Here is a 22,803-nt window from a genome sequence, read left to right as displayed (position 1 = left end):
CCGCTCAGACCTCCTGGACCTCCAGGACCCGGGTCTCCGGCGCGGCGTCACCCAGCTCGGCCCGCAGCGCCAGCCGCTGCGGATCGGCCAGGAAGGCCGAGTAGCCGGCCCGGGTGTCGAACCGGATGAGGTGCACCTCGGTACGACCGTCGCCGGTGCGCAACCGCCGCTCCACCCGGCCACCGTGCCGGGCCAGCAGGGCGAGCACCTGATCCTCGTACCGCTGCCCGGCCGCTGCCCCGGTGGCCGCCAGCTCCACCAGGGCGACCAGGCGTACCGCGGCGGCGGAATCGGTGACCAGGGACTTGAAGAACTGGTGGTCCACATGGCCGCCCGGGATGCCCTCCCGCTGGCCGGTGTCGAGATAGCCGTGGCGTCGGTAGAAGTCCGGGGCCTGGAAGGAGAAGGAGGCGACCGAGATCTGGGTGCAGCCCCGCCGTCGGGCCTCCTGTTCGGCCGCCGCCAGCAACCGGCCGCCCCAGCCCTGGCCCCGGCGGTCCTCCCGGACCCACACCATGTTGATCCCGGCGCAGCCGCCCCAGGTCCACCCGGTCAGCCCGGCCACCAGCTCCCCGTCGGCCCCGGTGACCCGGACGGACAGCTCCGCCTCGTCGTCGGCCCCGGTCGCCTGCCGGTTGTACGCGGTCAGTTCCGCGTCCAGCCGTTCGGTCAGTTCGTCGTCCTTGTCGAGCACCTCAAGGCGCGCGTCCCCCGTGGTCGTCACCGGCGGAGTATGTCAACGCTCGGCGAGTACCGCGACCCCGTAGGCCGCTGGTTCGGGCGCACGATGGGTCCGGGGTGGCAGTGATCAGGGCGGATCAGTGCTCAGACCGACCGCGACCGCGCTGGCCGTCCAGAGCCGGGCGGCCAACTGCGGGTCGGCCGCCTTGCGCAACGGTTGCCGAGGCCGACAGTCGAAGTAGTACCCGCCCTCGCGCAGCCGCGACCGGTCCTGGTGGGCCAGCCACACCAGGGTCCGGGCACCCTTGACCGGACTGCGCAGCGGCAGCAGACGCATCCCCACGGCCACCAGCCGGCTCTCGTTGCCGAACCGGGTCCGCACCACCCCGGGATGGAAGCAGTACGAGTCGACCGTCGGCCATCGCCGGGCCGCCTCCGCGGTGAACAGGATGTTCGCCTGCTTGCTGGTGCCGTACGCGGTCATCGGGCGGTAACGGCGCAGGGGAGCGTTGAGATCGTCCGGATCCAGTACCCCGCTGCGATGGGCACCGGAGGCGGTCACCACCATCCGGCGGACCCGGTCAGCCAGCAGGTTGCTGAGCAGGAAGGGGGCCAGGTGGTTGGCCTGGATGGACAGTTCGAAGCCGTCGACCGTGGTGGCCGGGGCCAGCACGATCGCTCCGGCGTTGTTGGCCAGCACATCGATCCGGTCGTACGCGGCCCGCAGTTGCTCGGCCAACTGCCGGACGTCGTCGAGCACGGCGAAGTCCGCGCGGAACACCGCGGGACGTTCACCTGAGCACTCGCGTACCTCCTCGGCGGCGGCGCGCAGCCGGAAGGGGTCTCGACCGACCAGCACCACCTGGTCACCTCGGCGGGCCAGGTCGACCGCGGCGGCCAGTCCGATGCCGGAACTGGCTCCGGTGACCACCACCAGTCGACGGCCGGTGGGCTGCTCCACAGGTTCATTCACCCCGGTCACCGGAGGAGATTACCGTGACAACCCGGTTGTGAGCCCGCCTCGACCGTGCCGCGCGGCGGGCCCATCCCGGTCAGTAGCTCGTGGGGGTGCTGGAGATCGCGAAGGCGATCAGGACAGCGTAGGCGCCGATCGCGAGCACTATCAGACCGGTGAGGATCCAGCCGACGATGATGGCGGCCTTCGCCATGCCCTCGCCGCCCTCGCCGGTCTCACGGATCTGCCGCATGGCGACATGTCCCATGATCGCGCCGATCGGTGCGGTGATGCATGAGCCGATCCCCAGCAGGGCTAGCACCAGCGCGACGATGGCCATCGAGTTCGTCGGTCGCGGGGGCGGATAGCCGTATCCCGGCTGCGGGTACCCGTATTCCGGCTGCCCGGGGTAACCGGCCTGCCCGGGGTAACCGGCCGGCGGGTACGGCGCGGGAGCCGGCGTGCCCAGGTCGGCCTTCATACCGCCGTACGGGTCGGCGGGTTGGTAGGGGTCGTACCCGGTGGGCTGGGCGGGCACGGACGGTGGCGCACTCGCGGGCAGGGTGGGATCGACCGGCGGACTGGAGGGCTGGCCGGCCGAGGGATCAGGCCAGCCGCCGGACGTGGGCTGTGTCATCGGCTCACTTCCATCGGGATATCGGGACGTCAGCGTAGCCACCGCCGACCAGGGTGCACCCACACCGTCCCGAGTGCCGCGTTGCCCGAGGCGGTGCCGCAGGGCAGGATCGCGGCATGGGGATTGACGCACGAGCGGCGGACCGGTTCGGTAGCAGGCCGAGGCGGGACAACAGTCGGCCGGGTGTGGTCCGACGGACCCGCGCCGCCGCGGCGGCCGGGGCGGAGGAGCAGGATTCGCCGGCCGTGTTACCCGAGCCGGTGACGATGCGGTTGGACGGCAAGGTTGCCCTGGTGACCGGGGCCGGCAGCGCGGACGGGATCGGGTACGCCACCGCCCGGCGGCTGACCGACCTGGGGGCTCGGGTGGCGATCGTCTCCACCACCCGACGCATCCACGAACGGGCCGGCGAACTGGGGGTCACCGGATTCGTCGCCGACCTCACCGACGAGTCGGAGGTAGGGGCACTGGCCGACGCCGTCACCGAGCAACTCGGCGACGTGGAGGTCCTGGTCAACAACGCCGGGCTGGCCAGCCGGGCCTCCCCGGAGGTGCTGCGCCCGGTGGCCCAGCTCAGCTACGACGAATGGCGGGGCGAGATCGACCGGAACCTCACCACGGCCTTCCTGTGCAGCCGGGCCTTCATCGGCGGGATGGCCGAGCGGGGGTGGGGACGGATCGTGAACCTGGCGGCGACCGCCGGGCCGGTGAACGCCCTGCCCACCGAGGCGGCGTACGCGGCGGCCAAGGCCGGTGTGGTGGGGCTGACCCGGGCCCTGGCGATGGAGATGATCGCCGACGGGGTGACCGTGAACGCGGTGGCACCGGGCACCATCCACACGGCAGCCTCCACCATCGCCGAGCTCAAGCAGGGCCTGGGTACCCCGGTGGGACGCCCCGGTACGCCGGACGAGGTGGCCGCCGCGATCACCTTCCTCTGCTCGCCGGCGGCCTCGTACATCACCGGGCAGATGCTGGTGGTGGACGGCGGCAACAGTGTGCGGGAGGCCGAGTTCCGCTGACCCGCCTCAGGTGTACTGACTGTCCGAACCGGCCCAGAGGGCCAGGGCCAGCCAACCGCAGCAGGCCAGCAGGTACAGGCCGGTGAAGATGTAGCTGAGGATCAGGCCCCAGTTGGCCAGTTGTTCCCCCTGCTCCCCGCTGGTGCGCAACTGCCGCCGGGCCAGATGCCCCAGCACGATGCCGGCGGGAGCGAAGACGAACGCGAAGACCAGCGCCAGGACGGCGAGCACGTTGGTGCCACCACCGCCGCCCGGTGGGGAGGGCGGGCCGTACTGCCCGTAGGGCACCTGCGGGGTGTACGGCGGTTGCTGCCCCCACTGCTGGCCGTGCGGCGGCTGCCCCGGCTGCTCGTACGTGGGCTGCCCGTAGGCCGGCTGCCCGTACGGTGGCTGCCCGGTCTCGCCCGGCTGCTCGTACGGCGACGGCTGCCCGGTCTCGCCCGGCTGCTCGTACGGCGACGGCTGCTCGTACGGCGACGGCGGTGGCTCGTACGGTGACTGTGGCGGTTGGTCCGGCTCGGGCGGTTGGCTCATGCTGATCTCCTCCGTCCGCCGACGGTGCCGGTGGCTGTCGGATGACGCCCCCAGTTCGGGACGCTACCCGCACCGGAGGTGTTTCACAGCGGTTCGGTGGACTGCCCGCGCCGGCCGGTGTTCCTGCTGTCCGGAGGGCAGCCCCGAGCAGTCAGCCCAGCCGGGTCAGACTCGCCACCGCCCGCTCGACGGCGATGCAGCGGTTCTCGACGTAGTCGATCCCGGCCTGCTCTGCGATCTGGCGGGCCTGCGGGGAGACGATGTCCAACTGCAACCACACCGCCGGGGCGCCGATCGCCACTGCCTGCCGGACCACCTCCTCGGCCTCCTCCGCCGGCCGGAACACGTTCACCAGGTCGACCGGGTGCGGAATGTCGGCCAGGGAGCGGTACACCGGCTCCCCGAACAACTCGTCCGCAGTGGGGTTGACCGGGATGATCCGCCAGCCCTGCTGCTGCATCGCCGCCGGCACGCTGTGGGCCGGCTTGTCCGGGTCACGGGAGGCGCCGACGACGGCGATCACGGCGGATTCGGCGAGAATCTGGCTGGGTGAGCGCATCTGCCGACTGTAGTCCCACCGGCCGGGGTGCGCGGGCCGGTGTGGCGGCGGTCGCTACAGCAGGCTCAGCTGCTCGGGTGCGGGGGCCGGCGGGGTGGATGCCCCGCGGTGGTCACCGTTGTCGGGTCGGTGCAGGCCGTGCCGCCGGGCGGCGATGCGTACCCGGGCGGTCAGCTCCCGCTGGTAGGACTGCGGCGCGTAGGAGCCGGAGCGGTACAGCTCCCGATAGCGGGGGACCAGGTGGGGATGCTCCCGGGCCAGCCATTGGGCGTACCACTCGCGAGAGCCGGGGCGCAGGTGCAGGGGCAACGGGAGCACTCTGGTGGCCCCGGCGGCGGCGATCGCCGCGACCGTGGTCTCGATGGACTCGTCGTCGTCGCTGAGGCCGGGCAGGATCGGCGCCATCAGGACGCCGACCTCGAAGCCGGCGTCGGTGAACTGGCGGATGGCGTCGAGTCGTCGCCGTGGGCTGGGGGCGCCCGGCTCGACCGTGCGCCACAGCTGCTCGTCGACGAAGCCCACCGAGAAGGAGACCCCTACCCGGGTGACTTCGGCCGCCTGCCGCAGCAGGGGCAGGTCGCGCAGGATCAGGGTGCCCTTGGTCAGGATCGAGAAGGGGTTGGCGAAGTCGCGCAGCGCTTCGATGATCGGCGGCATGAGGCGGTATCGCCCCTCGGCCCGCTGGTAGCAGTCGACATTGCTGCCCATGCCCACATGTGCGCCTCGCCATCGGGGTGCGGCCAACTCGCGGCGCAACAGCTCACCCGCGTTGACCTTGACGACCACCTGCCGGTCGAAGTCCGCTCCGGCGTCGAAGTCGAGGTAGGTGTGGGTCTTCCGGGCGAAGCAGTACAGGCAGGCGTGGCTGCACCCTCGGTAGGGGTTGAGCGACCACTCGAAGGGGACCCCGGAGGCCCCGGAGACCTTGTTCAGGATCGACCTGGCCTGCACCTCGTAGAAGGTCATGCCGGCGAAGCCGGGGGTGTCGAAGGTGCGGACGACCGCGCCGGGCAGCGCCAGCGGCAGGGGTGGAGTCGCTGACGCTGCCCGTCCGGGGTCTCCCTCGACCGGGGGAGCGGTGAGGTTCTCCCAGCGCATGGAAGACATTCGAACACACGTACGACGGTGTCGCAAGCGGCAACGCCGGGCGGGGCCGGTCCGACCCCGCCCGAGGTCGTCGGGTCGTCAGGAGCTCTGCTCGGCGAGCTTCTTGCGCACGTCATCCATGTCCAGCGCCCGGACCTGCTCGATCAGGTTCTCCAGCGCCGACTCCGGCAGCGCGCCCGGCTGCGCGAAGACGATCACCCCATCGCGGATGGCCATGATCGTCGGAATGGAGCGGATGTCGAACTTGGCCGCGATCTCCTGCTGGGCCTCGGTGTCGACCTTGCCGAAGGTGATGTCGGAGTGCTTTTCGGACGATCGCTCGTAGACCGGCGCGAACCGCTTGCAGGGGCCGCACCAGTCGGCCCAGAAGTCGACCAGAACGATGCCGTCGCTCTCGGTCACCTGGTCGAAGTTGGCGGTGGTCAGGTCGACGGTTGCCATCTGAATCTCTCCGATCACGCGGAACAGCTACGTCGGGTGGAACTCTGTGCCACCCCGTCGCATTCCCCTCGGAGTATCGCCGAAACCGGCCGGGACGGCACCCAGCGTCACATGGAAACATCGATCGACTTGAGTGAAGACGGGCACTGGCTGATCGCAAATGCATGTCGCATTTGCGTGACGGCGGGTGATGGGAGCGTTTCCAATTAGGACGGGCTCAAATCGTGCTACCTGCAAGTAACTTGGGTGTTGACGGGCACCGATGCGACCTGCGGAGATCGCCTCGTGGGGGAGGTTCTGCTACGCAGAGTAATGTCACAAAAATATAAATGTGACCTCGGTCTCTGTGCAGTCGGACGGCCGTACGGCAGAATCTGAACCCATCAAAGCGTGGGCGGCGGGTGCCGGGGAGGGCCCCGCCGCTCATTGCGTCCGGCCCCGTTCGGCGGCCCGGGCCCCTTGCTGGGATTCACCACATACCAGCCCTTACCGGCGGCGCGGCGCATATGCTGACGCCGGAGGTCCCGCCATGAGCGAGCGTCAGCGAGCACGTCATCGACTCAGCGCGCCGGTGGCCCACGACGGCACCCCGCGATGCTGAGGCGTCCCGCCTTCGGCGGATCGCCCGAGGCTGACCCGCACACCCTGCCCGCCTGCGCCGCGGGCTACTCCGCGACGGAATGGGCCCTGATCACCGACCTGCCCGCCCGGGTGATCGTGCTCGCCACCCGGCCCGGCCCCGATCGGCCCGACCCGGGGATGGCCGCCGGCCTGGCCGGCCTGGAGGCGATCGCGGCCGGGCTTGCCTTCGACAGCGACCTGGTTCGGGCGGTGGTGGCCACGATCTACTCCCGCCACGACGAGGTCACCCCGACAGCCGGCCCTCCGGTCGACCTGGTGGAGGTCCTGGAAGCCTGTCGGGCGGTGGTCCGAATGCTCGACCGGCGGGCCGACCCGGCCGACTCCGCGGCCTACCGGCAGTGGGTGCAGTCGGTGGCGGCCCGGGTGTGCCGCACCGGGTCCCAGACGCGGCCGGAGGACAGCCTGGCCCCGGCCGACCGCCGCCTGCTCGACCGCCTCGGTGCCGCTCTAGCCCTGGGCTGACCTCGGCACCCGTCGGTGCCCACCGGTTCGGCGCGTACCCTGCCTGACCGTGACCGATGAGCAGTTCGAGGTCGGAGTGGGCCCCTGGCGTGGGGATCCGCCGGAGGACCCTCGGTACGACCCGCAGTTGCTCGCCGAGGGGGACCGGCGCAACGTGGTCGACCGCTACCGCTACTGGCGGCGCGAGGCCGTGGTCGCCGATCTGGACCGGCGACGACACGACTTCCACGTGGCCATCGAGAACTGGCAGCACGACATGAACATCGGCACGGTGGTGCGCAACGCCAACGCCTTCCTGGCCGCCGAGGTGCACATCGTGGGTCGCCGCCGGTGGAACCGTCGGGGGGCCATGGTGACCGATCGCTACCAGCACGTACGCCATCACGAGACGATCGACGAGTTCGTCGCCTGGGCGCAGGGACACGACCTGCCGCTGGTCGGGATCGACAACCTGCCCGGCTCCCGTCCGCTGGAGAGCACCACCCTGCCCCGGCGGTGTGTGCTGCTGTTCGGTCAGGAGGGTCCGGGCTTGTCGGAGGCGGCCCGAGCCGCCTGCGACCAACTCTTCTCCATCGCCCAGTACGGCTCGACCCGCTCCATCAACGCCGGGGTGGCCAGTGGGATAGCCATGCACGCCTGGATCCGGGCCTACGCCGGCCCACCTCCGGACTGATCGGGGGCGCGGCGGCGCGCCGCAATGCCGCCGCTCCGCTTGACGGCCGGCGTCGGGCGGGCGACGGTGGAGGTGTGGCTGTTGCGGTGAGTTGTCCGAGATGCGGCGGGCCGGTACGGCCGCCGGACCTGATGCACGCGGAGTCGCGCTGCCCCGACTGCGGCCCGGTCGCTCCGCTGCACGTACCCGAACACATCGGTGCCGAGATCGTGGCGAGTGTGGTCGACCGGATCCAGGCCACCGCGCAACCCGCGGTGCCGCTGTGGTGCCCCTGGCCGTTGCCGCCCGGGTGGACCACCACCGGGGTGGCGTGGGCCGGTGACGACCGGCTGGGGGTACGGGCCACCGCGGTCGCCTGCGCCGGGCCGGAACCCCTCGGTGGCGGGCCGGCCGACCTGGTCTTCGTGGCCGAGGAGCCGGGGGTGGGGCTGGGTGCCCGGTACGCCGGGGTGCCCGGTCCGGACGCCGGCCCGGAACTCGCCGAGGCCTTGACCGAGCCAGGCCCTGGGCATCCCGGGCATGTCGGACGGGCCGGGATCAGGGTGGCGGGCCATCCCACTCCACTTTGGCTCATCAATTCGCTAACGGATCGAAGCGCGTACGCCGGCGAAGCTCGGGGATTGTGGCTGTATGCGATAGCCTGGCCGGCGAGCGCGGGGCATCTGCTCGCCGAGGACGTGGTCCTACACGACCTGGTCGAATGGACGCCATCCGAGCTCGTGTACGGCGCACCGTCCCCCTACCTGCACGGGAAGGCTTGACAAGCCCCCCGGAATGTCGGAGAACGGACGCAGATATTCACGGTAAGACACCACGCTGATACTCTGGGTGCCGCTGCGGTAATGGGACCCGGCGCCGCGCGAGAGGATGGCCCGCCATGGTCAAGAAGGTCCTCACCTGGGCCGGAATCGCATTCTTGATCTTCTTTGTCGCCTACCGGCCAAATTCTGCGGCAGATGTGTTCAAGTCGCTAGGTGGCGGCATCATGGACATCGCCCAGGGGTTCGGCGACTTCTTCACCAGCCTGGTCGCTTAGCCACCGATGGGAAGCCCCTCCGGCCCGCCCTTCGACCCTGACGATCCCGATCGGGCCCGTCGGGAGCAGGACACCGAGCCGATTCCCCGGATCGATCCCGACGACGGTCCGGGGCGCGGCCCCGGCTCACGCCCGGACCCGTACCCCTCGGACAGCCCGGTCTTCTCCGATGATGCCGGTTACGGTCCCGGGCCCGATTACGTCGACGACGATCGGTCGGGACGGGCCTGGGTACGCGACCCCGAGGCGGGCTACCAGCCCCCACAGATCTCCGAAGACGAGCTGGCCGGGCTGCGCGCCGACGCCAGTGGCATGACCCCACGCCGGGTGCTGCCCCTGGAGGACGAGCCCAGTTCCCTGGTCGCCCGCTACCTGTTCCCCACCGAGCGCTACCGGGGCGAGTGGAAGCGGCACTGGGTCCACCTGGCCACGCCGATCATCGTCGGGGTCGCCGCGACCTTCGTGCTCGGCTACCTCTCCGGCTTCCTCGCCGGGCAGGACGTCGGGGCCCTCACCACGATCGCCGTACTGCTCTGGTTCGCGGTGATGGGGTGGGTGGCCTGGAAGGTCGCCGACTGGTGGTACGACAGGTTCATCCTGACCAACAAACGGGTCATGGTGGTCAACGGCATCATCACCCGCAAGGTGGCCATGATGCCGCTGACCCGGGTCACCGACATGAAGTACGAACAGTCGCCGGCGGGTCGCGCCCTCAACTACGGCACCTTCGTCCTGGAGTCGGCCGGTCAGGAGCAGGCGCTGCGCGAGGTCAAGAACCTGCCCAACCCCAACGAGCTCTATCTGCGTGTGGTCGAGGAGATGTACGAGCCGCAGGCGGTCGAGGCGCGGTTGGGCAAGGAACAGGACGAGGCCAAGGCCGACGACGGCGCCTGAGGTCTGCTGATCGCAGGCCGAAGCCGCACCCCGGTGCCGACCTCGACCTGCTTGCCCGGCCGTGGCAGGCTGCCCGCAGAGCCCGGTACGGAGGTGGCGAGTGGCCCGCAGTGATCCGTTGGAGGAAGAGTTTCGTGACTTCGTCACGGCCCGCTCCAGCGCCCTGCTGCGGACCGCCTACCTGCTGACCGGGGACTGGGGCACCGCCGAGGACCTGCTACAGACCGCCCTGACCAAGACCTACCTGGCCTGGAAACGCCTCGGTGGCATCGAGGCCATCGAGCCGTACACCCGGCGGGTGATGATCAACACCTCGACGAGCTGGTGGCGGCGCCGCTGGCACGGGGAGCGCCCCACCGAGGTGCTCCCCGAACGGCCCGCCGCCGACGAGATCGAGCAGCAACTGAACCGGGACGCCCTCTGGCGGCATCTGCGGGCCCTGCCCGCCCGGCAGCGTGCCGTGCTGGTGCTGCGCTTCTACGAGGATCTGTCCGAGGCTCAGGCGGCAGCCCTGCTCAACATCTCGACCGGCACGGTCAAGAGCCAGACCTCGCGGGCCCTGGCCACCCTGCGCCGCAGGATCGGTGCGGACGCGAGCTTCGTGCTGCCCGAGGCGGCTGGCACCGACCCGCCGCCGACCCGGCGGGGTGGCCGGCCTCGCGCCGCCGCCCGTACCGGACAGCCGACCCCGGCTGAGGCCGCCCCGGCCGGGGAGGGCCGGACCGGTGTCCCGACCCCAGCCGGTCAGCCCGGCTCGGCGGTCGCCGCGGGCCAGGAGCGGCCCGATGAGTCCGTCGCAGCGCAGCCGACCGGGGAGAGCAGCCCCGCGCAGTCGTCGACCGCCCCGGCCCAGCCCGACGGGACCCTGGTGGGAGACCGACGGTGAACGCCGTTTCCAAAGGTCACGACAACCCGAGCGGGACTCCGAGTCGTCAAGTGAAGGTGGAGCAGGACGGACTCGAACGGGCCGTCCGGGAGGTGTTGTCCCGGCAGGCCGGGACGCCGCACAGGCTGATCCGGGATCCGGCGGACGTGGTGATCCGGCGGGCGAACCGGATTCGACGTCGTCGCGCCGTGACCGGGATGAGCCTGGCCGCCACGGCGATCATCGCGGTCACTGCCGGGGCGTTTCAGTTCGGCCAGGAGCCGCCCCGCAACGGCAGCACCATAGCGATCGGTGAGGGGGACCACCCGAGCCGCGTGACCTGGACGCCGACCGTCGCGCCATCCCTCCCGGACACCGGCACCCCGCTCGCCGGGGTCGATCTCGTACTGGGCCAGACCATCGCCACCGCCCAGGGTGACCGGGTGACCGTCGTCGGCGCCGGCCGGATCGAGCGGGCCCACCGCCTCTCCGACGGCCGTGGCTGGCTGGCCGTCAGCGCGCCGGTGACGGCCGGTCGTTTCCTGTGGGAGGTGTCACCCGCCGGCACCGTGCAGGTGCTGCTCGCCGGCGCCGACGAGATCGTCCTGGATGCCCAGGGCCACCACATCGCCTGGAAGCAGGGCGAGGTGCTGGCCAGCGCGCGGGTAATCAACGGTGCGCTGACCTCCATCTCCCGCGCCAAGGTGCCGGCCGAGGCGAGGCCGATCCGCTTCGTCGGCGACGCCGTGCTGGTCCGACTGGCGCCGGACCGTCCCGGGCACACCCTGTGGCGCCTGCATTCCGGGGCCTTCCATCCGGGCACCGACCAGTCGACTCACCGCGTCTTCGGTGCGTTGCCGGACGGTCGGGTGGTCGGTGAGGTCGTCACCGGGGCCTCAAAGGCGACCTGCCTGACCCTGCTGGATCCGGCCCGCGACCTGGCCCCAGCCCGCCCGGGGTGTGGCCCCCGCCTGGGCGGAGACGGTCTGGGCTCGGTGTCGCCGGACGGGCGTTGGCTGTTGGCGAACGGGCGTTCCAAGGACGGCGACAAGGCCCTGCTGGTCGACCTGACCGCGCTGGACAAGGCCGCCGGGCCGGTCGTCGCCGGTCCGGCGATCAGCGGTGCGGTGGCGTGGAGTTCGCCGGGAACCGCCTACTACCACGCCGAGTCCGTCGGTGGCCTGACCCGGGTGGACATCGACCGGGCGATCACCGGTGGTTCCCCGAGCCGTGTCGAGCTCACCGCCGTCCCCGCCGATCAGCCACCCGTGGTCGTCAGCGGCTCCGGGGGAGACCGGTAGCCTCGGGCGATGATCCCCCGGATCGATCTGCACACCCACTCCACCGTCAGCGACGGCACCCTCACCCCACCCCAACTGGTCCGCGCCGCCGCCGAGGCCGGGCTCGACGTGTTGGCCCTCACCGACCACGACACCACGGCCGGATGGGAACCGGCGGTGCGGGCCCTGCCGACCGGGCTGCGCCTGGTCCGAGGCGCGGAGCTGTCCTGCCGCTGGGGTGGCGTCACCCCGTCGTTGCCGCTGCACCTGCTGGCGTACCTGTTCGACCCGCAGGCCCCCGAGCTGGTCGCCGAACTGGCCCGGGTGCGGGCCGCCCGGGTGGAGCGGGGGGAGCGCATCGTGGCGTTGCTCAGATCCGACGGCATCGACGTCAGCTGGCCGGAGATCCTGGCCGGGGCGGGCGGCGGAACGGTCGGCCGACCGCACATCGCGCAGGCGCTGATCCGGGCCGGCCTGGTCGCCACCACCAGCGAGGCCTTCGGCCCGGACTGGCTGGGGCAGCGCTACCGGCTGCCCAAGGAGGACATCGACGTCTTCCGGGCGGTGGAACTGGTCCGGGCGGCCGGAGGCGTGCCGGTCTTCGCCCACCCCCGGGCCACCCGGCGCGGCCGGATCGTGCCGGACGAGCTGATCGCCGAGCTGGCGGCGGCCGGCCTGGTCGGCCTGGAAGCCGACCACGAAGACCACTCGCCGGCCGAGCGGGAGCATGTCCGGGGCCTCGCCGCCGACCTGGGACTGCTGGTGACCGGATCATCGGACTTCCACGGCACCCACAAGACGGTCCGGCTGGGGGCCTTCACCACCGCCCCGGAAGTGTACGAACAGCTCGTGGCCGCCTCCTCAGGTGTGATCGAGGTCGTATCGGGCTGACCTGCGGGAGGTGGGCACCGCTACGGTGATCAAGTGGATCTCAAGCTCTTCGGCGAGGTCTTCGTGACCCTGCTGGTCATCGTCGACCCGCCGGGCATGATGCCGATCTTCCTCGCCCTGACCGGCCCGCTGGCGGCCCGCGAACGTAACCGGGCCGCCTGGCAGGCGGTCGCCCTGGCACTCGGGGTGATCGTGGTCTTCGCGGTCGCGGGGCAGACCCTGCTCGCGTACCTGCATGTCGATCTTCCGGCGTTGCAGGCGGCCGGCGGACTGCTGCTGATGCTGGTCGCCCTGGAGCTGTTGACCGGCAAGGCCGACGATCCGACCAAGCAGGCCACCTCGAACATCGCTCTGGTGCCGTTGGGGACGCCGCTGTTGGCCGGCCCCGGTGCGATCGTGGCGACGATGCTCTTCGTCCAGCAGGCCGACGCTACGGCGGACTACCTGGCCATCGCGGCCGCGATCGTCGCGGTGATGCTGACCGTCTGGATCGTGCTGCGCTTCTCCGGCGGCATCGTCAAGATTCTGCGACCCGGCGGCATCGAGGTGCTCACCCGCATCGCCGGCCTGCTGCTGGCCGCGATCGCCGTCCAGCTCATCGCGGATGCGATCTTCGCCTTCGTGACCGACTTCACCGCCACCCGATGACCGGTCGCGCGCAGTGTCGGGGGTGGATGGCAGGATCGAAGACGTGCGACGAACCTCCCCGACCGGACGACCCGCCGCCGGTGGGCGCCCGCCCCGGCCGCGTGACCCCCAGCCGGAGCAACTCGGCTTCGACGGCATGCCGGAGCGGCTGTTCGTCTGCACCCCCAGCAGGCTCGGCGCGTACGCCGACTGCCCCCGCCGTTACCGCTACTCCTACGTCGACCGGCCGGCCCCGCCCAAGGGCCCGCCGTGGGCGCACAACTCCCTCGGCGCCAGCGTGCACACCGCCCTGAAGAACTGGTACGCCCTGCCGGTCGACCGGCGTCGCCCCGAGGTGCTGCCCACCCTGCTCAAAGGCACCTGGGTGCGGGACGGATACCGCGACGAGGAGCAGGAACGCGAGGTCTACCGACGGGCCCTTAGCTGGCTGGAGGCGTACGTCGACGGGCTGGATCCAACCGACGAGCCGGTCGGGGTGGAGCGGGTGGTGGCAGTCAAGACCGGGGTGCTGGCCTTCAACGGCCGCGCCGACCGGATCGACGGCCGGGCCGGAGCCGAGGGCCCGGAGCTGGTGATCGTCGACTACAAGACCGGCCGGGCCGGGCTGGATGCCGACGACGCCCGGGGCTCGCAGGCGCTGGCCCTCTACGCGTACGCCGCCGAGCGGGTCTTCCGCCGCCCCTGCCGGCGGGTCGAGCTGCACCATCTGCCCAGCGGCACGGTCGCGGCCCACGAACACACCGTCGAGTCACTGGCCCGGCAGGTGACCCGGGCCGAGGAGACCGCCCGGGACATCATGGCCGCCGAGCGGTCGGTCACCGAGGGCGGCGACCCGGACGAGGCCTTCCCCACCACCCCGGGCCCGCGCTGCTCCTGGTGCGACTTCCGCCGCACCTGCCCGGCCGGGGCCGACCTGCCCGGCAAGGAGCCCTGGGCCGCCGTCGACCGTCCCGCCCTGCCGCTCGCCGAGCAGGACTGACCCCCCACGCTCTTGACGGTCAGCCGGTGGGGGCGCCAGCCAGGCGGGCGGCCCGCTCCTCGGCGGCGCGTCGCATCGGGCCTTCCCGCCAGTCCCGGGGGAGGGCGGTGAGAGCCAGCCGCAGCGCGCGTACGGAAACGTCGGCCGAGAGGGCGGTGGTCGGCAGGCCCAGCCCGCCGTAGAGCCGTCGGGCCCAGGCGGGCAGCAGGGCGAACGCGGTGGCGGCGACCCCCAGGTAGGCCCACCTCGGCGGGCCCAGGTTCAGCCCGATCCGGGCCGGCAGGCTGAGTTTCCACGGCAGCGGTGGGGCGGTCAGGAACAGCGCGGTCTCCGCGGCCTCCTTGGTCATCCGCAGTTCCGGACGGACCTGCCGGTAGTACTCGGCCACCTCGGCGGCGGTGCCGGGTACGGTCTGCGGATCGAGCCCCACCAGGGCGGCCACCCGGCGCTGCTCGGTGTAGTAGGCGTCCACCTCGGCGTCGTCCAGGGGCACACCGGCCCGGCGGCCGGTGTCCAGGAACGATTCCACCTCGGTGACATGCACCCAGCGCAGCAGGTCCGGCTCGTCGATCCGGAACCGCTCCCCGGTGTCCGGGTCGACCGCGGTCATCCGGGCGTGCCGCCGCCGCAGCCGTAGGCCGGCCTCCTCCGCCTCCGCGGTGGTGCCGTAGAGGGTGGTCCCGACGTAGTTGGCGGTGCGGATCAGGCGACCCCAGGCGTCCCGGCGGTAGTTGCTGTTCTGCGCCACCCCGGCCATCGCCCTGGGGTGCAGGGCCTGGAGGTAGAGCGAGCGCAGACCGGCTACGAACAGAATCGGCTCGGCGTGCAACTTCCACGAGACGGATCCGGGGCCGAACAGCCCGGTGTCGGCAGATTCCATCACCCAAGCCTGCCACGGCCCCATGCCCAGGCCGGGGCGGCCGGGTCAGCGGTCGGTGTGACGGAGGCCCTGGCAGGCGGGGCAGAGCCCCCAGAAGGTGACCTCGGCCTCGTCGACCTGGAAGCCGTGGGAGGTGCCGGAGTCTAGGCAGGGGGCCTCGCCGACCGCACAGTCGATGTCGACGATCTCGCCGCAGCCCCGGCACACCATGTGGTGATGGTTGTCGCCCACCCGGGCCTCGTACCGGGCCGGGCTGCCGGCCGGTTCGATCCGGCGGGACAGGCCGGCGCGGGAGAGGGCCCCCAGCACGTCGTAGATCGCCTGGGTGGAGACCGAGTCCAGGCGGTCCCGTACCCGGCGGGTGATCTCCTCGACCTCCAGGTGGCCGCCGCTGGCCAGCACGTCGAGCACGGCGAGGCGGGGCCGGGTGACCCGTAGGCCCTTCGACCGGAGCAGCTCCTCACCGGTTGGCATGGGTCAATGACAACACGCTACGCCCGGTGCGACAACCAGGCGCTCGATGCCACCAGGAGTGGATCAGTCGATGGACCCGTGAACCCCGCAGACTCCTGCGGCGTGTGAACCAGCAGGGCGATGGGCGAGTTGCCCGACGCACCGTACGCTGACAGCCACGATCATCCAGCCGGAGGTGTCGATGTTCGAGAAGGCGCTGGGTCTGCCCCTGCACGTGCTGGTGGTGCACGCGGTCGTGGTCTTCGTACCGTTGCTGGTGTTGCTGGCTCTCGCGTACGTCGCACTGCCCCGTTTCCGGGCCCGCCTGGACTGGGCGGTGCTGGCTCTGGCGGTGGTCGCCCCGATCACCGCGTGGGTCAGCGTGCAGTCCGGGGAGGCGTTGGAGCAGCGGCAGATCGCTCGCGGCTTCTCCGGCGAGATCCTGGACAAGATCAGAGAACATGCCGACTACGGCGACGTGCTGTTCTGGCTGACCCTGGCCCTGGCGGTGACGGTGGTGCTGCTGCTGGTGGCGACCGGCCGGTACGCCCGGCTGCCGAAGCTGCCCGGCTGGACCGCCCCGGTGTTGTCGGTGCTGGTACTGGGACTAGGGGTGGCCGCCCTGATCTACGTCTGGCTCACCGGTCACTCCGGCGCCGAGATGGTCTGGGGCAACACCTTCGAGTAGTCGGCCTCAGAACAGCGCCCGGGTGCAGAGCAGGCAGACCAGCGCGACGAGGATCACCCCGGCGACCGTACCCACCCCCCAGGTGACCCGCTGCGCCTGCTGTTCCTGCGCGTCCAGGCTGATCATGTCCTGCGGCGGCAGTTGCCGGGGCGGGTTGGCCTGAAGGTGTACCGGGGGTCGCCAGCCGGCCGGCGGAGCGACCGTAGGGGGAGGGCCGGCATAGCGCTCCGGCCCGCCAGCCGGGCGGTGCTGGGTCGGATCGCCGGAGGTGGCCTCGTCGCCGGTGTCGGGCCGGCGCCACGGCTCGTCGGAGGTCGGGCCGGGTCGGGAGGTCGTCACGCCGTCCGACGCTACCAACCACCGGGCCGTACGGCGGTCCGGCCGGCCGATGGTCGGCCCCGCCGCCCCCGGTCGGTCCGCCGCCCTCGGCCATGAGGTCGGCCACGTCACGAGGTCGACTCCGCCGCGCCCGGTTGATCTGCCGTCCCCGGCTATGAGGTCGGGCCCACCGGCGGCGTCGGGTTGCCGGTGGTGCCTGTCGAGCGGCTAACCTTGCGCCTCGTGAGCACGCTGGAACCCCGCAGCCGGGGCGACGACGATCGGGTGGTCGACCTGGGCGACGACTTCACGGTGCTGCCCGAGCAGACCCTCGACGACACCGACCAGGGTTGGGGCGAGCGGACCGGTGACAACGACGACCGGTTGCTGGCCGAACGCCCGCCGCACTGGGACTGATCCGACCGGACCGGCTCAGGTGGTGCTGGCGGCTGCTGCCTTGCCCGTGCCCCCACCGGAGGAGCTGCTCGACGACCCGCTGGTCGAACCGGACGACGAGGAACTCGCCGGGGTGCTCGTGCTGGACGAGGACGAGTCGGACCCGGTGGCGGACTTGCTGGTGCTGCTGCTGGAGGTGCTCTCCGAGCCGGAGGAGCGGGAGTCGGTGCGGTAGAAGCCGGAGCCCTTGAAGACGATGCCGACGGAGTTGAACATCTTCCGCAGCCGCCCCTCACACGCGGGGCACTCGGTCAACGGCTCGTCCGAGAAAGACTGCACCGCCTCGAGCTGGTGACCGCACGCGGTGCAGGCGTACTGGTAGGTGGGCACGTTCTCCTCCGGATCTGACACGGCCGGTTGGCACTCGAAGCATTCGAGTGCCAATGGTGCGTCATCGGCCCCCGGTTCGTCCAGCGCAAGTGTGGGGCACGACACCTGAGGGGGTGTCGAGCCGGAGCAGGCCCCCGCTGGGGGTGACGACGGCCCGTACCGGCCGGTCGTGTTCTTCGGCCGGGAGGGTGTCTAGCAGTTCCCCGTCGTGCAGCGGGGCCACCGTCAGCGCGGTCGCGGACACCCTGGCCAGGGCCCGGTCGTAGGAACCGCCGCCTCGACCCAGGCGTATCCCCCGACGGTCCACCGCCAGGGCGGGTACGACGACCAGGTCGGCGGTGGAGATCGCGGTCAGCCCCAGCCGTGGGGTGTTCGGTTCCCGGATGCCCCGGCCGGGGGCGACGAGCGCCTGCGGCCCGGCCCAGGTGGCCCAGTCCAGGTCCAGGTCCCTGCGCAGCACCGGCAGCAGCAACTGCGCCCCGGTCGGCAGCGCGTCGGCCAGCACCTCCGGCAGTTGCGCTCCGCCGGGTTCGCTGGCGACCGGCACGTACGCCGCTACCCGGTCCGGCCTGAGTCGGCGTACCAGGGCCGTCAGTTCGCCTTGGACGCCGGCCGCAGCGGAGTGGCGCTCGGCTGCGGTGAGGGCCCGGCGGCGGGCCAGCAACTCCCTGCGCACTCTTCGCTTCGCGTCATGCGTCACTTCCGCGTCTTCCGCAAATTCCGGCACGCAACACTCCTCACGCAAAGCACTTCTGGTGGTTGCTCTGTGTCAGCATCGCAGGCGACGGTCGCGCAACTTCCGGGGGGAAGTATTGACGCTACGCGGGCGGTTGACAGCAGCCTTCCTGGCCGTGGCGTTCGGCCCGATCCTGTTCGGTGCCGTCTTCGTCGCCTCGACCGTCACCGCGGTCGACCGTAGCCGCGCCACCGAACGGCTGGCCGTGGCCGCCACCGCCGTACGCACCTCGATCGACGCCCTCTGCCAGCAGTTGCGGGCCGCCGCGGACGCGGTCGCCCTGACCGTCGACCGACCGGGCGCGGCCACCCAGGTGGTCGGTCGGGGACTCGCCGCAGCCGTGCAGGTGACCGACGTCACCGGCCGGATCGTCGTCGCCACCCCGGACGCCCCGCCGACCCCCTGGCGGGACTGCGCCGCCCCCGACCGGCCCGACGGGATGGTCGCCGCCCTGGCGGTCCGGGTCGAGCTGCGCGACGACGGCGGCAACCCACTGGGTACGGTCACCGCCGCGCACCCGGTAGACCCCCTGCTCGTCGCCCGGCTGGCGGCGGTGACCGGTGTCGCGGTGACCCTGCTCGACGAGGCCGCGCCCAGGGTCACGGTGGCCCACTCCACCGAGTCCGAGGGCGGCCGGGAAGCCGTCCTGGCCGCCGCCTCCGCCCTGCACGAGGAGCAGGTCACCAGCACCCCGGACGGGCGGTACCTGCGCCGGGCCGGCCCCACCCGAGGACAACCCCTGCCCCTGGTGCTCTCCGTGCCGAGTGATCAACCCGCCGGGCTGTACCCGGTGCTGGTCGCCGTCGTACTGCTGGCGGCTCTGCTCGGGGTGGCGGTGGCGTGGCGGTTGGCCCGGGTCACCACCCGGCCGCTGGTGGAACTGGCCGGGGCGGTGGACCGGGTCACCGCCGGTGATCTGACCGCCCGGGTGCCGGTGCGCAGCGGCGACGAGATCGGTCGGCTGGCCGAGGCGTTCAACCGGATGACCCGGGAGACCGGCGGCTACCTGGCGGCGCTGGCCAGCAGCCGGGACCAGTTGCGCGGCCACCTGGCCGTGCTCGGCGACACCCTGGCCAGCACCCACGACCTGCAACGCATCCTGCGGGTGATCCTGCACAGTGCACTCGCGGCGACCGGGGCTCGGGCCGGGGCGGTCCTGCTCACCGAGCCGGGGGGTGGGCTCGTCGCCCAGTGCACCGAGGGGCTCGACGGGCGCCGGAGCGGCCCCACGGCACCCCGGGTGCCGCTGGCCGACAGCGTGGTCCGGACGGTAGCGGCCACCGGCCAGCCCTGCCGGGGACGGGCGGAGGCCACCTCTGCCGAGGAGCCGCCCTGCCACACCTACATCGCCGTGCCCTTCGCCGTGGAGGCCGGCAGGACCAGGGAGCCGGGGAGCGGTCGACCGGGGGAGGACACCCCACCGACCGTCCCCGCCCGGCCGCTGGGGGTGCTGGCCCTCTACGACCGGCTGGGCGGGGAGGAGTTCGACGACGACGACCTGGCCACCCTGCGTACCTTCGCCGGGCATGTGGCGGTGGCCCTGGACAACGTACGGGTCCACGAGGAGGCCCAGCGGCTGTCGCTCACCGACCCGTTGACCGGCCTGTGGAACTACCGCTACCTGCGCGAGTCGCTGCGGCGGGAGGTGGAGCGGGCCAGTCGGTTCGGCCGGATGGTCAGTGTCCTCGTACTCGACCTGGACCGGTTCAAGAAGATCAATGACAGCTACGGCCATGCGGCCGGTGACACCGTACTGGCCGAATTCGCCCGCCGGGTACGCGGCGAGATCCGCGAGGTGGACCTGGCCTTCCGGCAGGGTGGGGAGGAGTTCGTGGTGCTGCTGCCGGAGACCGACGCCCGAGGGGCCACCATCGTCGCCGACCGGCTGGGCGCGGCCATCCGCAACACCCCGGTCACCGTGCCGGGGCACGCGGGGGTCGGGCACTCCATCCGGTTCACGGTCTCCATCGGCATCGCGGTCTACCCCGATCACGCCGAGAGCGGCCTGCGGGTGCTGGAGGCCGCGGACGAGGCGCTGTACGCCGCCAAGGCGGCCGGTCGGGACACCTGGCGGGTGGCGCGGCACCCGAGTCGGATCGCCGACCTGGGTGACGGCGATGCCGGGGTCCGCCGCGCCCCGGCGGTGCCCCCCACCCGGGAGATGCAGGTGACCGCCGCCGCCCGCAGCCCGGCCGACGGGCTGCCCCGGGCTGGTCCCGGCGGCGCCACCGGCACCTCGGCCGAACCCGGCGAGCCCGGCTGAGCCCTCGGGGCCCGGCATCGGCAGAACCGGTCGGGCGGGCGGCGCGTCTTTGTGGTCCTCACCCGCCGAGTTGCCGCTGTGGCCGATAGTCTCGCGACATGTCGGAGCACTCAGCGAACCCCTCAGCGGCCGCCGCCACCGGCCGCTCCCGTGCCGTCAAGGCCGTGATCCCGGCCGCGGGCCTGGCTACCCGGTTCCTGCCGGCCACCAAGGCGGTGCCCAAGGAACTGTTGCCGGTCGTGGACCGCCCGGTGTTGCAGTACATCGTCGAGGAGGCCGCGCACGCCGGCATCGGCGACATTCTGCTGATCACCGGCCGGGGCAAGACATCCATGGTCGACCACTTCGACCGTCGGCCCGATCTGGAGGAACGGCTCGCGGAGAAACCTGACCTGCTGGCCGCCGTCAAACGCACCGAGGAACTGGCCGCCATCTACACCTGCCGCCAGCCCGAGCAGTTGGGGCTGGGCCACGCCGTCGGGTACGCCGAGTCGCATGTCGGCGACGAACCCTTCGCGGTGATGCTCGGTGACGAGTTCGTCAACCTCTCCGAACCCCTGCTGCCGGCCATGCTGGAACTTCAGGCCCGTACCGGCGGGGTGGTGCTGGCCTTCTTCGAGATCGACCCCTCCGAGACCAAGCGGTACGGCATCGCCTCGGTCGAGCCGGCGGAGGCCGAACTGACCGACATCGGCGAGGTAGTCAAGGTCACCGGAATGGTCGAGAAGCCTGCCCCGGAGGAGGCCCCGAGCAACCTGGCCGTGCTGGGCCGCTACGTGCTGCCCGGCAAGATCTTCGATGCCATCCGTCGTACCCAGCCGGGCAGCGGGGGCGAGATCCAACTGACCGACGCGATGGAACTGCTGCGGGCCGAGGGCACCCCGGTGCACGCGATCGTCTACCGGGGCACCCGCTACGACACCGGGATGCCGCTGGGGTACCTGCAGACCGTGGTGCAGATCGCCGCCGAGCGCGAGGATCTGGGCAGCGAGTTCCGTAAGTGGCTGACCGAGTTCGTCAACAACGACGCGTCGGGCGGTCGGGATACATGACCGCGACGGCCGACGCCGAGGCGGCCGAAAACGGGTTGACGCCGCTCGCCGACTACCTGGGCAGTGTGCTGCGCAGGTTACGCGCGCTGCCTCCACTCGACCTCGACCTCACCCAGGCGCACGGTAACGTCCTCGCCGAGGACGTCATCGCACCGCACTCGTTCCCGGCCTTCGATCAGGCGGCCGTCGACGGGTACGCCGCGCGCTGGGAGGACATCGCCGGCGGGGCCCGGGGCGTGGGTTACGTCCCGGCCCAGTCCGGCGGTGCCGGCGGTCGCACCGTACGACTCAATGTGGTCGGTGACCTCGGTGCGGCCAGTTGGCGTCCGGTGCGGCTGACCCCGGGCTCGTGCTTCTCGATAGCCGCCGGTGCGCCCCTGCCGATCGCCGCCGACGTGGTGGTGCCGGTGGAATGGACCGACCAGGGCATGGCCGCGGTGGAGATCTTCCGGGTCCCCAAACGGGGGTACGGGGTACGCCGTACCGGCGAGGAGGTGGCCGCGGGTGCCGTCCTCGCCCGCTCCGGCACCTACGTCTCACCGGCCCTGGTGGCGGTGCTGGCCGCCACCGGCATCGGGCATGTCGTGGTCCGCCCCAGTCCCCGGGTGGTGATCGTGGCCACCGGGGACGAACTCGTCGACGTGGGCCGGGGCAGCCAGCCCGGCCAGGTGGTGGACGCCAACTCGCACGCGCTGACCGCCGCCGCGGCGGAAGCGGGAGCCCTGGCGTACCGGGTGGGGATCTGCGACGACGACCCGGAAGGACTACGCGGCCTGCTGGAGGATCAGACCCTGCGGGCCGACCTGATCATCACCACCGGCGGCACCGGCACCGGGCCGGGGGACATGGTCCGCCGGATCCTCTCCCGTCGGGAGGGCCACCGGGCCGGGCCGGTCACCTTCACCGATGTAGCGCTCTACCCCGGCACCGCGCTCGGGTTCGGCACGGTCGGAGCCGAGGAGGTGCCGGTGGTCTGCCTGCCCGGCGACCCGGGTGCGGCGATGATCGGCTTCGAGGTGTTGGCCCGCCCGGCGATCAACCTGCTGGCCGGCGCCGAGCCGGTGTTCCGGCCCAGCGTCCGGGCGCACCTGCTGGAGACGGTCTCCTCGCCGGCCGGGCTGCGGGAGTTCCGGCCCGCGCACGTCGCCGAGCGGCGGGGCGGGGGATACACTGTCCAACCGCTCAATGGCGGCCCGTTCACCCTTTCCGGCCTGGCGGAGGCGAATGGACTTCTCGTACTCGGCGAGCGGGTGACCGCCGCCGCCGCCGGCTCCACGGTGGACGTGCTGCTGCTCGACCGCCGACGCTGACGCTGGGAAGT

At 71.9% G+C, this 22,803-nt stretch carries 27 protein-coding genes and 1 pseudogene; 17 read left to right on the top strand and 11 right to left on the bottom strand.

What is annotated here, in order from left to right:
* Positions 1–4 precede the first annotated feature (4 nt).
* The 3 genes from OIE53_RS18985 to OIE53_RS18975 form a co-directional block, all read right to left on the bottom strand.
* Positions 5–724, bottom strand: a complete 720-nt coding sequence (locus OIE53_RS18985) for a GNAT family N-acetyltransferase (RefSeq protein ID WP_327022874.1) — start codon at positions 722–724, stop codon at positions 5–7.
* 84 nt (positions 725–808) lie between these two features.
* The gene (locus tag OIE53_RS18980; RefSeq protein ID WP_327027282.1) at positions 809–1,642 is read right to left on the bottom strand and encodes an SDR family NAD(P)-dependent oxidoreductase; all 834 of its coding nucleotides are present in this window, start codon (positions 1,640–1,642) and stop codon (positions 809–811) included.
* A 91-nt stretch (positions 1,643–1,733) separates the two neighbouring features.
* The gene (locus OIE53_RS18975) at positions 1,734–2,273 is read right to left on the bottom strand and encodes a DUF4190 domain-containing protein (protein ID WP_327022873.1); all 540 of its coding nucleotides are present in this window, start codon (positions 2,271–2,273) and stop codon (positions 1,734–1,736) included.
* A gap of 116 nt (positions 2,274–2,389) precedes the next feature.
* On the opposite strand from OIE53_RS18975, the gene OIE53_RS18970 reads away from it, so the two are divergent.
* The gene (locus tag OIE53_RS18970; RefSeq protein ID WP_327022872.1) at positions 2,390–3,295 is read left to right on the top strand and encodes an SDR family NAD(P)-dependent oxidoreductase; all 906 of its coding nucleotides are present in this window, start codon (positions 2,390–2,392) and stop codon (positions 3,293–3,295) included.
* Positions 3,296–3,301: 6 nt separating this feature from the next.
* Here the strand turns inward: OIE53_RS18970 and OIE53_RS18965 are convergent, their stop codons facing one another.
* The 4 genes from OIE53_RS18965 to trxA all read right to left on the bottom strand — a co-directional run bounded on the left by OIE53_RS18965 (position 3,302) and on the right by trxA (position 5,936).
* Positions 3,302–3,829: a DUF4190 domain-containing protein gene (locus tag OIE53_RS18965; RefSeq protein ID WP_327022871.1), complete on the bottom strand. Its 528-nt coding sequence runs from the start codon at positions 3,827–3,829 to the stop codon at positions 3,302–3,304.
* A 151-nt stretch (positions 3,830–3,980) separates the two neighbouring features.
* Positions 3,981–4,388, bottom strand: a complete 408-nt coding sequence (locus tag OIE53_RS18960; protein ID WP_327022870.1) for a CoA-binding protein — start codon at positions 4,386–4,388, stop codon at positions 3,981–3,983.
* A 54-nt stretch (positions 4,389–4,442) separates the two neighbouring features.
* Positions 4,443–5,486, bottom strand: a complete 1,044-nt coding sequence (locus OIE53_RS18955) for an Rv2578c family radical SAM protein (RefSeq protein ID WP_327022869.1) — start codon at positions 5,484–5,486, stop codon at positions 4,443–4,445.
* 87 nt (positions 5,487–5,573) lie between these two features.
* Entirely contained in the window at positions 5,574–5,936 is a 363-nt protein-coding gene (trxA, locus tag OIE53_RS18950; protein WP_327022868.1) for a thioredoxin, read from the bottom strand.
* A gap of 594 nt (positions 5,937–6,530) precedes the next feature.
* Here trxA and OIE53_RS18945 point away from each other — a divergent pair.
* The 10 genes from OIE53_RS18945 (at position 6,531) to OIE53_RS18900 (ending at position 14,306) form a co-directional block, all read left to right on the top strand.
* Positions 6,531–7,040, top strand: coding sequence for a hypothetical protein (locus tag OIE53_RS18945; protein WP_393340740.1), 510 nt, complete (start codon positions 6,531–6,533; stop codon positions 7,038–7,040).
* Between the two features lie 49 nt (positions 7,041–7,089).
* The gene (locus OIE53_RS18940) at positions 7,090–7,713 is read left to right on the top strand and encodes a TrmH family RNA methyltransferase (RefSeq protein WP_327022867.1); all 624 of its coding nucleotides are present in this window, start codon (positions 7,090–7,092) and stop codon (positions 7,711–7,713) included.
* 86 nt (positions 7,714–7,799) lie between these two features.
* Positions 7,800–8,474, top strand: a complete 675-nt coding sequence (locus tag OIE53_RS18935; protein WP_327022866.1) for a TFIIB-type zinc ribbon-containing protein — start codon at positions 7,800–7,802, stop codon at positions 8,472–8,474.
* Between the two features lie 116 nt (positions 8,475–8,590).
* Positions 8,591–8,749, top strand: coding sequence for a hypothetical protein (locus tag OIE53_RS18930; protein ID WP_007455302.1), 159 nt, complete (start codon positions 8,591–8,593; stop codon positions 8,747–8,749).
* Positions 8,750–8,755: 6 nt separating this feature from the next.
* A complete protein-coding gene (locus OIE53_RS18925; RefSeq protein WP_327022865.1) occupies positions 8,756–9,643 on the top strand; it encodes a PH domain-containing protein in 888 nt (295 codons plus the stop codon).
* 100 nt (positions 9,644–9,743) lie between these two features.
* On the top strand, positions 9,744–10,529 hold the full coding sequence (locus OIE53_RS18920) for a SigE family RNA polymerase sigma factor (protein WP_327022864.1): 786 nt from the start codon (positions 9,744–9,746) through the stop codon (positions 10,527–10,529).
* A gap of 50 nt (positions 10,530–10,579) precedes the next feature.
* On the top strand, positions 10,580–11,809 hold the full coding sequence (locus OIE53_RS18915) for a hypothetical protein (RefSeq protein ID WP_327022863.1): 1,230 nt from the start codon (positions 10,580–10,582) through the stop codon (positions 11,807–11,809).
* A gap of 9 nt (positions 11,810–11,818) precedes the next feature.
* Positions 11,819–12,679, top strand: a complete 861-nt coding sequence (locus OIE53_RS18910; protein ID WP_327022862.1) for a PHP domain-containing protein — start codon at positions 11,819–11,821, stop codon at positions 12,677–12,679.
* Positions 12,680–12,712: 33 nt separating this feature from the next.
* Positions 12,713–13,327, top strand: a complete 615-nt coding sequence (locus OIE53_RS18905; RefSeq protein WP_327022861.1) for a MarC family protein — start codon at positions 12,713–12,715, stop codon at positions 13,325–13,327.
* A 136-nt stretch (positions 13,328–13,463) separates the two neighbouring features.
* Complete coding sequence (locus OIE53_RS18900; protein ID WP_327027280.1) at positions 13,464–14,306, top strand: RecB family exonuclease; 843 nt, start codon at positions 13,464–13,466, stop codon at positions 14,304–14,306.
* A 19-nt stretch (positions 14,307–14,325) separates the two neighbouring features.
* Here OIE53_RS18900 and OIE53_RS18895 read toward each other — a convergent pair whose 3' ends face one another.
* Complete coding sequence (locus OIE53_RS18895) at positions 14,326–15,186, bottom strand: oxygenase MpaB family protein (RefSeq protein WP_327022860.1); 861 nt, start codon at positions 15,184–15,186, stop codon at positions 14,326–14,328.
* Between the two features lie 45 nt (positions 15,187–15,231).
* Positions 15,232–15,660 carry a Fur family transcriptional regulator gene (locus OIE53_RS18890; protein WP_327022859.1) on the bottom strand — a complete coding sequence of 143 codons (429 nt, stop codon included), beginning with the start codon at positions 15,658–15,660 and terminating at the stop codon, positions 15,232–15,234.
* A 181-nt stretch (positions 15,661–15,841) separates the two neighbouring features.
* On the opposite strand from OIE53_RS18890, the gene OIE53_RS18885 reads away from it, so the two are divergent.
* The gene (locus OIE53_RS18885) at positions 15,842–16,327 is read left to right on the top strand and encodes a DUF2231 domain-containing protein (protein ID WP_327027278.1); all 486 of its coding nucleotides are present in this window, start codon (positions 15,842–15,844) and stop codon (positions 16,325–16,327) included.
* Positions 16,328–16,333: 6 nt separating this feature from the next.
* Here OIE53_RS18885 and OIE53_RS18880 read toward each other — a convergent pair whose 3' ends face one another.
* Positions 16,334–16,666: a hypothetical protein gene (locus OIE53_RS18880; RefSeq protein ID WP_327022858.1), complete on the bottom strand. Its 333-nt coding sequence runs from the start codon at positions 16,664–16,666 to the stop codon at positions 16,334–16,336.
* Between the two features lie 222 nt (positions 16,667–16,888).
* Between OIE53_RS18880 and OIE53_RS18875 the strand changes: the two genes are divergently transcribed.
* Positions 16,889–17,062, top strand: a complete 174-nt coding sequence (locus OIE53_RS18875) for a hypothetical protein (RefSeq protein ID WP_327022857.1) — start codon at positions 16,889–16,891, stop codon at positions 17,060–17,062.
* A 22-nt stretch (positions 17,063–17,084) separates the two neighbouring features.
* Complete coding sequence (locus tag OIE53_RS18870) at positions 17,085–17,276, top strand: hypothetical protein (protein ID WP_327027479.1); 192 nt, start codon at positions 17,085–17,087, stop codon at positions 17,274–17,276.
* 216 nt (positions 17,277–17,492) lie between these two features.
* On the opposite strand, the gene OIE53_RS18860 is transcribed toward OIE53_RS18870, so the two are convergent.
* Entirely contained in the window at positions 17,493–18,131 is a 639-nt protein-coding gene (locus tag OIE53_RS18860) for a 5-formyltetrahydrofolate cyclo-ligase (RefSeq protein WP_442791403.1), read from the bottom strand.
* Between the two features lie 112 nt (positions 18,132–18,243).
* Here OIE53_RS18860 and OIE53_RS18855 point away from each other — a divergent pair.
* The 3 genes and pseudogenes from OIE53_RS18855 to OIE53_RS18845 all read left to right on the top strand — a co-directional run bounded on the left by OIE53_RS18855 (position 18,244) and on the right by OIE53_RS18845 (position 22,792).
* Positions 18,244–20,519: pseudogene (locus OIE53_RS18855) on the top strand (diguanylate cyclase).
* A gap of 9 nt (positions 20,520–20,528) precedes the next feature.
* On the top strand, positions 20,529–21,482 hold the full coding sequence (locus OIE53_RS18850; protein ID WP_327022854.1) for a UTP--glucose-1-phosphate uridylyltransferase: 954 nt from the start codon (positions 20,529–20,531) through the stop codon (positions 21,480–21,482).
* Positions 21,479–22,792, top strand: a complete 1,314-nt coding sequence (locus tag OIE53_RS18845; RefSeq protein WP_327022853.1) for a molybdopterin molybdotransferase MoeA — start codon at positions 21,479–21,481, stop codon at positions 22,790–22,792. Before OIE53_RS18850 ends, OIE53_RS18845 begins: the two co-directional genes overlap by 4 nt.
* Positions 22,793–22,803: the final 11 nt, after the last annotated feature.

The sequence above is a fragment of the Micromonospora sp. NBC_01739 genome (assembly GCF_035920385.1).
In the GTDB taxonomy this organism is placed as follows: Bacteria; Actinomycetota; Actinomycetes; order Mycobacteriales; family Micromonosporaceae; genus Micromonospora.
The sequence above is the reverse complement of the archived record's forward strand: the minus strand, read 5'-3'. Positions and strand labels throughout refer to the sequence as shown.

What these genes read in the sequence shown, in the direction of transcription:
- trxA (WP_327022868.1), bottom strand. Translation starts at nt 5,936, where the DNA reads ATGGCAACCGTCGACCTGACCACCGCCAACTTCGACCAGGTGACCGAG.
- OIE53_RS18945 (WP_393340740.1), top strand. Translation starts at nt 6,531, where the DNA reads ATGCTGAGGCGTCCCGCCTTCGGCGGATCGCCCGAGGCTGACCCGCAC.
- OIE53_RS18930 (WP_007455302.1), top strand. Translation starts at nt 8,591, where the DNA reads ATGGTCAAGAAGGTCCTCACCTGGGCCGGAATCGCATTCTTGATCTTC.
- OIE53_RS18955 (WP_327022869.1), bottom strand. Translation starts at nt 5,486, where the DNA reads ATGCGCTGGGAGAACCTCACCGCTCCCCCGGTCGAGGGAGACCCCGGA.
- OIE53_RS18885 (WP_327027278.1), top strand. Translation starts at nt 15,842, where the DNA reads ATGTTCGAGAAGGCGCTGGGTCTGCCCCTGCACGTGCTGGTGGTGCAC.
- OIE53_RS18850 (WP_327022854.1), top strand. Translation starts at nt 20,529, where the DNA reads ATGTCGGAGCACTCAGCGAACCCCTCAGCGGCCGCCGCCACCGGCCGC.
- OIE53_RS18925 (WP_327022865.1), top strand. Translation starts at nt 8,756, where the DNA reads ATGGGAAGCCCCTCCGGCCCGCCCTTCGACCCTGACGATCCCGATCGG.
- OIE53_RS18965 (WP_327022871.1), bottom strand. Translation starts at nt 3,829, where the DNA reads ATGAGCCAACCGCCCGAGCCGGACCAACCGCCACAGTCACCGTACGAG.
- OIE53_RS18910 (WP_327022862.1), top strand. Translation starts at nt 11,819, where the DNA reads ATGATCCCCCGGATCGATCTGCACACCCACTCCACCGTCAGCGACGGC.
- OIE53_RS18895 (WP_327022860.1), bottom strand. Translation starts at nt 15,186, where the DNA reads ATGGAATCTGCCGACACCGGGCTGTTCGGCCCCGGATCCGTCTCGTGG.
- OIE53_RS18970 (WP_327022872.1), top strand. Translation starts at nt 2,390, where the DNA reads ATGGGGATTGACGCACGAGCGGCGGACCGGTTCGGTAGCAGGCCGAGG.
- OIE53_RS18975 (WP_327022873.1), bottom strand. Translation starts at nt 2,273, where the DNA reads ATGACACAGCCCACGTCCGGCGGCTGGCCTGATCCCTCGGCCGGCCAG.
- OIE53_RS18960 (WP_327022870.1), bottom strand. Translation starts at nt 4,388, where the DNA reads ATGCGCTCACCCAGCCAGATTCTCGCCGAATCCGCCGTGATCGCCGTC.
- OIE53_RS18890 (WP_327022859.1), bottom strand. Translation starts at nt 15,660, where the DNA reads ATGCCAACCGGTGAGGAGCTGCTCCGGTCGAAGGGCCTACGGGTCACC.
- OIE53_RS18900 (WP_327027280.1), top strand. Translation starts at nt 13,464, where the DNA reads ATGCCGGAGCGGCTGTTCGTCTGCACCCCCAGCAGGCTCGGCGCGTAC.
- OIE53_RS18845 (WP_327022853.1), top strand. Translation starts at nt 21,479, where the DNA reads ATGACCGCGACGGCCGACGCCGAGGCGGCCGAAAACGGGTTGACGCCG.